Origin of the sequence: Streptomyces sp. MnatMP-M17 (assembly GCF_900091995.1) — a bacterium.
Lineage (GTDB): Bacteria > Actinomycetota > Actinomycetes > Streptomycetales > Streptomycetaceae > Streptomyces.
In genome coordinates, this window is sequence record NZ_FMDK01000162.1 from 1 (window position 1) to 8,679 (window position 8,679).

The following is an 8,679-nucleotide window of genomic DNA, read 5'->3' on the forward strand; positions in this document are numbered from 1 at the left end:
CCCTGCTCGGCGAGAACCACCCCAGGTTCTGGGAGCTCACCCGCCACTACGCCAACCTGCTGCGCGCGGTCGGCGACTACGAGCGCACGGAGGCCATCGAGCGCGCGGCCGTCGACCACCTGCGCGAACAGCGCGGGGAGCAGGATCTGGACTATCTGAGCGCGGCCACCGGTCTCGCCTCGGACCTGTGGGGCCTCGCCCGCTACGTCGAGGCACTGAAGCTGACCGAGCGGATCTTCACGACCTACCGCGACCTCCTCGGCGAACAGGACTCTTACACCCTCAACGCGCGCAACAACATGGCTGTCTCGCTGCGGCTGCTCGGCCGCTACGCGGAGTCTCTTGAGATCGACCGGGAGACGATGGAAGCGCGTCGGCTGCTGCAGAAAGGGCACGATGCACTTTTCTCGGAGGTCTCTTATGCGATCGGTCAGCGTCTGCTCGGCCGTTACCGCAATGCTGAGTTGATCCAAGCGAAGAACGTCCGTGAGTACCGCATCGTCATGGGGCCGGACAATCCGCAGACGTTGCGTGCCGAACACAACCTCGCCTTGTGCCACTACAGCAGTGGTGATCGTGAAAGGGCGGGGAAACTCTTCACCCGCGTGCTGGAGCGGGGAGAGCGAGTGATGGGCGAGACCCACCCGTGGACACTTATGTTCGCAGCCGGGCAAAGCTGCTTCGCGCGTGAGCAGGGTGACATCGACCGGGCGCAGGAGATCGACGAGTTTGTTGTCGCCCGCTATGAGGCGATGCTCCCCGAAGGGCATCCGTTCATCGCAGGTGTCCGCGCCAACCACGCTCTGATGCTGCAGAGCGTTGGAGAGGGGGACCAGGCCCATGCCGTCATGGAGCAGTCTCTGGCCGCCATGATCACGGCGGTGGGAGCGGAGCACCCCTGGACACTGGGATGCGCCATCAACGCCACCGCCCTGCGCAACCTCATCGGTGACCCCAAGTCCGCCGCCGCGCTTGGCCAGAGCATTGTCACCCAGGCCACCGAAGTACTTGGCCGAGCCCACCCGCTGACGCTCTCGGCCCGCTTTGCCCTCGCCGCCGACTTGCGCAGCCTTGGGGACCATCAACAGGCCGAGATCGTCGACCAGGAAGCCAACTCCGACCTGGCCACCACCCCGGGTAATCTCCACACCCTCTCAGCCCGCTCCGGCAACCGGCCGTACTGGGACTTTGAGCCCCAGGCGACCTGACGGGTATTGCCTGGATGGAGGGATCGCCGGTGGCAGAGGAAGGCCTCGTACTCCATGACGGTGGTCTGGGGGAAGCGTGCCCCGGACCGGGGGCGCGTGGAGATCATTGAGGCCGCTGGCCTCCCATCGCTTCTGCCATGTCGCGCCGTCCAGCCTCTTCAGGGCCCTGAAGAAGACAGCGATGCCGCGGACCCGGTCGGCGCGAATCCTTCGGGACGGCGTTGCATTCTCAACGATTGAGATGATCTCCGAGACCGCAGAGGACGACAGATCACCGAAGGGACCCGGAGGCACCGTCGCGGGCACGGGCTTCTTGCCGGACGCGGGGGTGTCGGGGGCGAGGTCTCGGATCAGGCTGGGGTCACGCACGGAACAGGCTTCTCTCGCTTGAGCGTCAGGCAGATCACGAAAAGAAGTGAGATGAGGGGTCAGGTGAGACTTTGGCGAAGGGCGTAGGCGACGGCGTGTGTGCGGTTGCGGAGCTGGAGTGGGGTCATCGGCGCGTGGAGGTTGTTCTTGGCGGTGCGCTCGGAGAAAGCTCGTTGCGATGCCGGCGGTGTCCTATCCGTTGGCGGGTAGCTGCGGTATGTCCTTCTCTCGGTCCGATGACCCTGTGAAGTGCAGGCCGCGCGGTCTCAGGAACTGCCCTTGCCGTTTCCCGACCTGGCTGAGGAACTGTCCGAGGAGACCGGCGGGCAGGTGCCACGCTGTCTGTTCTTCTTAGCGGACAGGACGTCGATGACTGTTGTCATGCGTATGCCCATACGGGCGGCGATGCGCGTGGAGGATTCCCCTTCGTCGCTCCGGCGGATGATTTCTGCTGAAGTTCTGTCCGGGCTGCGGTGGTACCGGATGGCAGCGTCGACCTCGGTGCTGGAGATGCCCAGCTCGTGTGTGATCTGCGAGGTGGTCCGGCGTTGCTGGAAGCGCTTGAGGATTTCCCGGTCGCGTACTTCCCACGGGCTGGGTGGCAGCGGAGCCCGGACCGGTGTGGTGTCCTGGTCAGCTGGGTGACGCCAGTAACCGCCCCTGGCACGGATGGGTGCGTGGCTTTTGCGGAGCCGGACGAGGACCGAGCGGGGATTGGTGTGGAAGATCTCCGCTAGGACAGCGGAGGACGGTATGGACCGGTACGCCGCTGCCAGCCGCGCCGTGTCGATGCCGAGGCTGTCGGGCCTGCTCCTCCCGGTCTCGATTCCGGCCTCGGCGAGCCGGTCGCTGACATAACTGCATGAGCGGCCGGTGGCCTCGGAGATCTGCGCGAGGTCCATGCCTGCCTCGGCGAGAGCGGCGATGACGTCGGCCACGGTCTCGTAGGTCTGCTTTTTGATGTGGACTGCCGGCGGCGCGTAGCGGGGGCGTGGACCGCCGCGGCGGCGCAGGGTGACGCCGTGGCCGAGGAGCAGGCGACCAATATCGTGGGCGGAGATGCCAAGTTCGTCAGAGAGCTGCTGGAGGCTCTGCCCGCGGATGTACTTTCGTGCCATTTTCGGCACGTTGACTGTCGAAAGCAGAACGTCGCGCGCTGACCTCTTGGCTTCTGTCCTGGTCACGGCCTCGCGGACGAATTTCTGTGTGACGCTCAGCTCTTTGGCTATCTCGGGTACGGGCACACCGCGGTGACGGAGATACACCGCGGCAGACTCGGGCGAATCGAAGTGGAGGCGCGTCACGGGCGGTATCCCCTCTTGTCGGAGTAGTTGGTGACGGTGAGCGATCCGGCGTGGCGTGTTTCGCTGACGGGCACGGCGAGCCGGCCACTGTTCCCCGTCCTGCTCACGGGCACGGCGTTTGCGGCACCCAGGAGGCTGGAATCGGCAAGCCGGCGCAGCCGATGCCCATGGGGATCAGTGCCAGTGCCGACAGCCCGTAGTAGAGGTGCGGCAGAGTCCTCATCAGTGCGACGGCGACCAGGCACTCCCACAGCGGGCGTCGCGCCGCGGTGAGCACGATGACGGCGGCGGCCGTCACCACGAGTTCCTCCATCGTGGCTGACCAGATCATCCGTGCCACGAGAACCATCCTCCTCGCCTATCTCTCCGCCGCTCCCTGCCGTCATTACGGCCTGACGCTGACCGTGGGGCGCCCGCGAGGGCGCAGCCGGAGCGCCGCCGCCGTGATGACGCCAGCCTTCCGGGCGTTCTTCCTGTACGTCGGGATCATCCAGGCGGGTCGTCAGGCGGAGTCTTCGCGCCGCGTTTCGGGGCTGTCCGATGTGTCTGTCGTCTTGCTGCTCGCGCGCCGCCTGACGGTGTCTTCGACCGGGCAGGAGTTGTGAGGGGTGGCCGGCGTCGTAGCCCCTGAACTCCAGCGACGTGCCTACCCGATCCAAGCCGCGGGTGCTGTCGTGCAGACCGGGTCCGTGCACGAGAGTATCCATCAGCACCCGCACGTCGCCTGCGCGGCATTTAACCGGCCGGGCATTTTCAGCGATCACCATCCAGAGCATCGAGCACTGTTCCTGCATCCCGACGCACAGATTCCTCGGGATCATTTTCTCGCAACCGATCCAGGAGAGGGCGGAAGCACAGCCACTCAAGATAAGCACCGGCCACGATTACCGCGTGCCGAATATCCCGCTCCGGATCGTTTGCCAGACGAGTCATGATCCCGAAAAGATCCGGATCTTCCTGCTCTCCGCCAAGCACGGCCGCTCGATATACAGATGCAATGCGCGCTTCGCGCGCTGACGCCGCCCGCAGCTCGTCCATCACATCCCCCCGAGAATGAACAAGGAATGAGCTGTACACCTTCCTTTCTACGGCGATAATGTCTGGACCTTCAAGGATCAGATAATCCAGATCGAGCGCGAGGTCCTCTACATACCGAATCTGGACATCGAACTCCTCGTCGAGCCAAATCTCCTCGAAAGGTGTGTCATCGGTATCTGAGCGAACCCCGAGAGGCAACCATCCCAGATCCATCGCAGTATCCTCGACATCGTCGAGAGTAACTTCGGGACGCAATAGAACTCGCCTTGAGATCCCTTGGTTTCCCTTGCACTGCATTCTTTGCCCCCTTCATCATTGACCCGGGGCGCAGGGATTCCAGCGCACCGTCCAGCCGCTTTTGCTTTTCTCGCCGATTTCGCTCCATCGCAGCCTCGCCGGCATCCCTACCTTTCTCTCCCTTTCCGTCTCGCTGCCTTTTCAGCTTTCGCCATCGGCTGGAATGCTTCCAGCCAGTGAACGAACGACCGTCACGGCTTTCCCCAGGATCATGCCATACGTTGCGGAAATGCGCGCAAACGAAGAATTGTCCGGGATGAGCCAAAGGGTATCGGTCCGAATGAGCCGCCGGGCGGTGAGCGTTCCGTCGATTACCGCTGCAACTACTTCCTGGTGCGCCGGCGTACAGTGGCCGTCAATTGCCAGCAGGTCGCCGGGAAATATTCCGCTCCCGGACATGCTGTGATCAGGCATCCGTACGAGGTAGTTTTCGCCACTTCCGACGAGCTGGTGAGGGAGAATCAGGGAACCTCCCGCCTGTACTGCCTTCCGGCCGGGGCCGGCCGTCATCAACGGCGCCCGGACAAGCCCGTCTTCCTTTACGGGACGGTCTGCGAGGCGCCAGCCCCGCGCGGATCCTGGGGAATTGCAAACCAGCCCCACGGCTTCGAGCTTCTTCAGGTGGTGCTCCACCGACGAGGCACTCCTCAGCCCGACCGCATCAGCCATCTCCCGAAGTGAGGCGGGCGTCATCCCCAAGCGTGCCCGCTGTTCCATGAAATCTATAATTTCTTTCCCTGTAAGCCCCTTGTTGACAGTGGACTGGCCGTCACGTTTCCGCGGTGTGGCGTCCTTCCCACCCGCCAGGTACTTGCGAAGTGTGTTCGTGGAGAAGCCGAGTTCCTTGGCCACTGCCCGACGGGTGCTGTTGGGCTGGGCGAGGAGTTCCCGGGCGCGGTCGATCTGCTCCGGAGTCACACCCGGCCCGGAGCCGGGTGTGCGTGAGCCTTTCAGCCCGGGCACCTGTTTGTAGAGCGCCGCGAGAGAGAAACCGAGTTCCTTGGCGACTGCCCGGACGTTGCTGTTGGGCGCGGCGAGGAGTTCCCGGGCGCGGTCGATCTGCGCCTGCTCCATGGTCTTGCTGCGGCGGCCGCCGATCTTGCGTGAGCCCCTCAGTTCGGGCACGTGTCTGTAGAGCGTTGCGACAGCGACACCGACGTGCTCGGCGACTGCGGTGATGGTGCTGTTGGGCTCGGCAAGGAGTTCCCGGGCAAGGAGTATCTGTGCCTCAGTCATTCCGGCCGCCGCAGGGCGCGTCTTCTCCGCGGGGCTGGTGGCCAGTACGGGTGAGACAGGGGACCAGGCCAGCTCCCGTCTCTGCCGGCACGGTATCCGGCCGGAGGACCCCCGGAAGCTCTCTTGCTCTTGCCGAAGGGGGAACGTAGAGCATGTGATGGATATAGATCCGCAGGGAGACCGGTCCAAAACCACGCATGTCTGCTCCTTATCGTTGTAATTGATGTGCTATCAGGGGTCGTGTGGGGGGCGGCTCGGGCTCGGCGCTTTGAGAGAGCTGTACGCGTCGCGCCGCGAACGAACCGGCAGAGCGGACAACGCGAGCCAGTACGACGGCGGCATCGTCGCGCTGCCCCCTTGGCCAGCAGCGGGATTCCCTTGAGGGGGCTCTGCTTGGACACGCGGGCCTATTGCCTTCCGGCCGCGCCCTCAGCGTGTCCACGGCGTCCGGGTACAGGCGTACAGCCGTTGGCGTTGAGAAGGATCTTGAACACTCACCGCAGGTCAGAAGATCGGTCTCTCAGAAGCCTGTTGCAGAACCTGCCGGTTCTGAGAGGACTTCTGCGATGGGTGACCAGCTCGAACACGGCCGTGCGGCGGCCTGGCGATCCCTCGAACAGCAGGCGCCGCTCCCTGGACGGAGCTGCTGGCGTGCTCCGCCCGAAGAGCCCCGGGGGAAGGCCACCACCCCTGCCAGGGTGGTCGGCGCGGTGACCGTGTGCTCCATCCGAGCCGCCCCAGGTGTACCGGGCGGCCGATGGCACCGCGGCGGCAGGGTCCGGGGGACCCGCTCCGCCGCTCCCCCGTCAGACCCCTGACCGCCTCTTTCTGATGTGCCCACAAGGGCGGTGCCGCTCCGGTCACGCGCTTCGTTTCACTTCGATACCAGTAGGGACAGCACCTTGCTGACGCTATGGGTCTCACCGCTGAAGGGTCATGTCCTGGCCGGCTTCCGTTTTGCGCATCAGAGCGGCGCTTTCCCGGGGCTGCGGCCCGTCCGTCCGCTTAATTCAGAACGGCCTTCTCGTGGGACGACGGCCGGAGGCCGCGGTCGAAGACCCTGGCATTCTGCGTGCCCGCTGCTCGGAATGGTTGTCCGCAGGCCTTCCTCGTCGTGGCAGGACTCCCGTGACGGCAGGCTTCGAGCTGCCTTGTGGAGGCGGCGAAAGTTCCCACAACAGGCCGGTGCTGTCCCTGATGTGCTGAGGGCCGGGCAACCCTTTCCATTTGCTGTGGACGGCCTCTGCTTCTGCCGCCATAGCGAAGAAAGCAACGGCGAATGTGTCGGGGCCCAAGTCGCTGACCCCGAGGCTGTGTCGGGCGTAGTACTTGATGCCGGGCTTGAGGAGCGTAAGCGGAAGTTTTGATGCCGTGCGCAGTACCGGGCGCCAACTGGTAGAGCTACCCGGCGGGGGCGGATCACTGTCCAGGAAGTGCGGCAGCCATGTGGCCCCCACCGGCGGCGCGAGTTCTCCTCCGACAGGGCAGGAGAATTCGGAATGGCCGGCGTCGTAATACTTGACCTCCAGCGACGCGCCATTACGGTGCCAGTAGAACCAATGGCATTGCCCGTCGGACAGTCGGTATGTCCCGGAGGAATTGGCGGATTCCCAGGATGCGGATGCGATCAGTTCGTGCAGCATGGGACGTATGACAACCGACGCAACCGCCAGCTGAACATCGTGGATTTCGGCAATCTGGTGCACGATCCGGCGCTGCACGACTGCCGTGTAGGCGGCCCCCTGGGCAACGGGGGCAGGGGATTCAGTCCATTTGGGAAGCATAATCAGAACCTGTTCTGTTTGATTCGGTGGCGGGAAAATCGCCTGCTGTGGAAATATGTGAATTTTTTGTCAGTCGGGCCTTGCGCCGCGGTCGGGCCGGGACGGAGTTCCTCGGACAGACGGTCAAAGTGAGGAGGGTCGGCGATGGTCCGGCAGTAGAGCGTGTGACCCGGAGTCAGGCCTCCCCGTCGAGGGCGAGCAGATGCTGGTCGATCCGCGCGATGTCGCGGGTGCTGTGGACGTGCTCGTACATCTCGCGCGCTGCGGTGAGGTGGTCGCGTGCTTCAGCGGTCCGGCCCTCGTTGTAGGCGGCGGCGCCGGTCCATTCGCGGGCGCGGGCCTGCCAGTGGTGCGACCCGGCCTCGGCGAACTCGTCCTCAGCCTGGTGCAGTTGCGCTACACCTGCGGTGTAGTGGCCGCTGCGCGTGTACACGCGGCCCAGGACGGCCAGCGCGCGGGCGGCGTCGTAGGGGTCGGGCACGGCGAGGAGTTCGGCGCGGGCCCGCACGAGATACGTCAGCGCGTCGTGCCACTCTTCGTTGTCGTCGGCGATCTCGCCGAGGCGGAGCCGGGTGAGCGCGGCTCCCCTGGTGTAGCCGATCTCCTCGCGGATGGCGAGTGCCTGGGTCAGCGGAGCGACTGCCTGGCCGGTCCGGCCGGCCTGGCGGTGCACTTCACCGATACCGTCCAGCGCCTGGGCCTCGTCCAGCCGGTCGCCGTCCCGGCGCGCGCCGGCCAGGGCCTGGTCATACCGTTCGAGGGCCTCGTCGTACCGGCCGAGACTGCGCAGCCCGCCGCCCAGCGTGGTGAGCATCCTGCGCATCATGCGGAGGTCCCCGGCCCGCTCGGCCGCGGGAAGGGTCTTCTCGTGGACGGCCACGAGGTCCTCGTTGTGACGGCGGCGCAGGAACAGGGGCCACATCGCGTCCGCAATCTGCGAGGACAACTCGTCCCAGCCCGCTGCGACGGCCACGTCCACCGCCGCGAGCAGGTCGGCACGGTGGCGGTCCAGCCACTCCACCACCGTCTGCTCGCTGTCCTGGGCGAAGAGTTCCAGGTCGGTGACGATGTAGCGATAGCTGCGCGGCATGGTTCGGTGGCTTGGCGTCAGCCGTGCCTCGGCTTCGGTCGCGGCGCGCAGGTGCCACTCCACCCACCGGCGGAGTACCTCGTCGCGTACCTCCTGCGGCTCCTCGCCCGCCCGGTCCTGGGCCAGGTCGCCGATCACATCGTGGAAACCGCACGTCAGCGGCCCGTCACGTTCGTCGTCGGCCCGCACATCCTGGACGAGGCTGGCTGACAGGAGGATCTCCAGCAGCCGCGTCCCCTCCGCACGGTCCACCGCGCATACCGCGGCCACCACGTCCGGGCCGAACGTACGGGCGGGCAGGAGACCGAGCCGGCGGACGGCCGCCGCTGCCTCGGAGGGAAGATCGGCATACG

The 8,679-nt window shown here is 65.5% G+C and carries 8 protein-coding genes; 2 read left to right on the top strand and 6 right to left on the bottom strand.

What is annotated here, in order from left to right; genetic code table 11:
• Positions 1–1,208: tetratricopeptide repeat protein (locus GA0115259_RS08325; protein WP_141716487.1), on the top strand; the 1,208-nt coding region annotated here is incomplete at its 5' end.
• A gap of 635 nt (positions 1,209–1,843) precedes the next feature.
• On the opposite strand, the gene GA0115259_RS08330 is transcribed toward GA0115259_RS08325, so the two are convergent.
• A complete protein-coding gene (locus GA0115259_RS08330; protein ID WP_141716488.1) occupies positions 1,844–2,695 on the bottom strand; it encodes a hypothetical protein in 852 nt (283 codons plus the stop codon).
• Between the two features lie 289 nt (positions 2,696–2,984).
• Complete coding sequence (locus tag GA0115259_RS08335) at positions 2,985–3,212, bottom strand: hypothetical protein (RefSeq protein WP_141716489.1); 228 nt, start codon at positions 3,210–3,212, stop codon at positions 2,985–2,987.
• Here GA0115259_RS08335 and GA0115259_RS08340 point away from each other — a divergent pair.
• Entirely contained in the window at positions 3,196–3,486 is a 291-nt protein-coding gene (locus tag GA0115259_RS08340; RefSeq protein ID WP_093593111.1) for a hypothetical protein, read from the top strand. The genes GA0115259_RS08335 and GA0115259_RS08340 overlap by 17 nt on opposite strands.
• A 148-nt stretch (positions 3,487–3,634) precedes the next feature.
• On the opposite strand, the gene GA0115259_RS08345 is transcribed toward GA0115259_RS08340, so the two are convergent.
• The 4 genes from GA0115259_RS08345 to GA0115259_RS08355 all read right to left on the bottom strand — a co-directional run.
• The gene (locus GA0115259_RS08345) at positions 3,635–4,132 is read right to left on the bottom strand and encodes a hypothetical protein (protein ID WP_093593114.1); all 498 of its coding nucleotides are present in this window, start codon (positions 4,130–4,132) and stop codon (positions 3,635–3,637) included.
• A 225-nt stretch (positions 4,133–4,357) separates the two neighbouring features.
• On the bottom strand, positions 4,358–5,452 hold the full coding sequence (locus tag GA0115259_RS08350; RefSeq protein WP_093593117.1) for a helix-turn-helix domain-containing protein: 1,095 nt from the start codon (positions 5,450–5,452) through the stop codon (positions 4,358–4,360).
• Between the two features lie 1,010 nt (positions 5,453–6,462).
• Complete coding sequence (locus GA0115259_RS39565; RefSeq protein WP_141716490.1) at positions 6,463–7,173, bottom strand: hypothetical protein; 711 nt, start codon at positions 7,171–7,173, stop codon at positions 6,463–6,465.
• A 238-nt stretch (positions 7,174–7,411) separates the two neighbouring features.
• Positions 7,412–8,679: tetratricopeptide repeat protein (locus GA0115259_RS08355; RefSeq protein WP_141716491.1), on the bottom strand; the 1,268-nt coding region annotated here is incomplete at its 5' end.

What these genes read in the sequence shown, in the direction of transcription:
- GA0115259_RS08330 (WP_141716488.1), bottom strand. Translation starts at nt 2,695, where the DNA reads ATGGCACGAAAGTACATCCGCGGGCAGAGCCTCCAGCAGCTCTCTGAC.
- GA0115259_RS08345 (WP_093593114.1), bottom strand. Translation starts at nt 4,132, where the DNA reads ATGGATCTGGGATGGTTGCCTCTCGGGGTTCGCTCAGATACCGATGAC.
- GA0115259_RS08350 (WP_093593117.1), bottom strand. Translation starts at nt 5,452, where the DNA reads ATGACTGAGGCACAGATACTCCTTGCCCGGGAACTCCTTGCCGAGCCC.
- GA0115259_RS08335 (WP_141716489.1), bottom strand. Translation starts at nt 3,212, where the DNA reads ATGATCTGGTCAGCCACGATGGAGGAACTCGTGGTGACGGCCGCCGCC.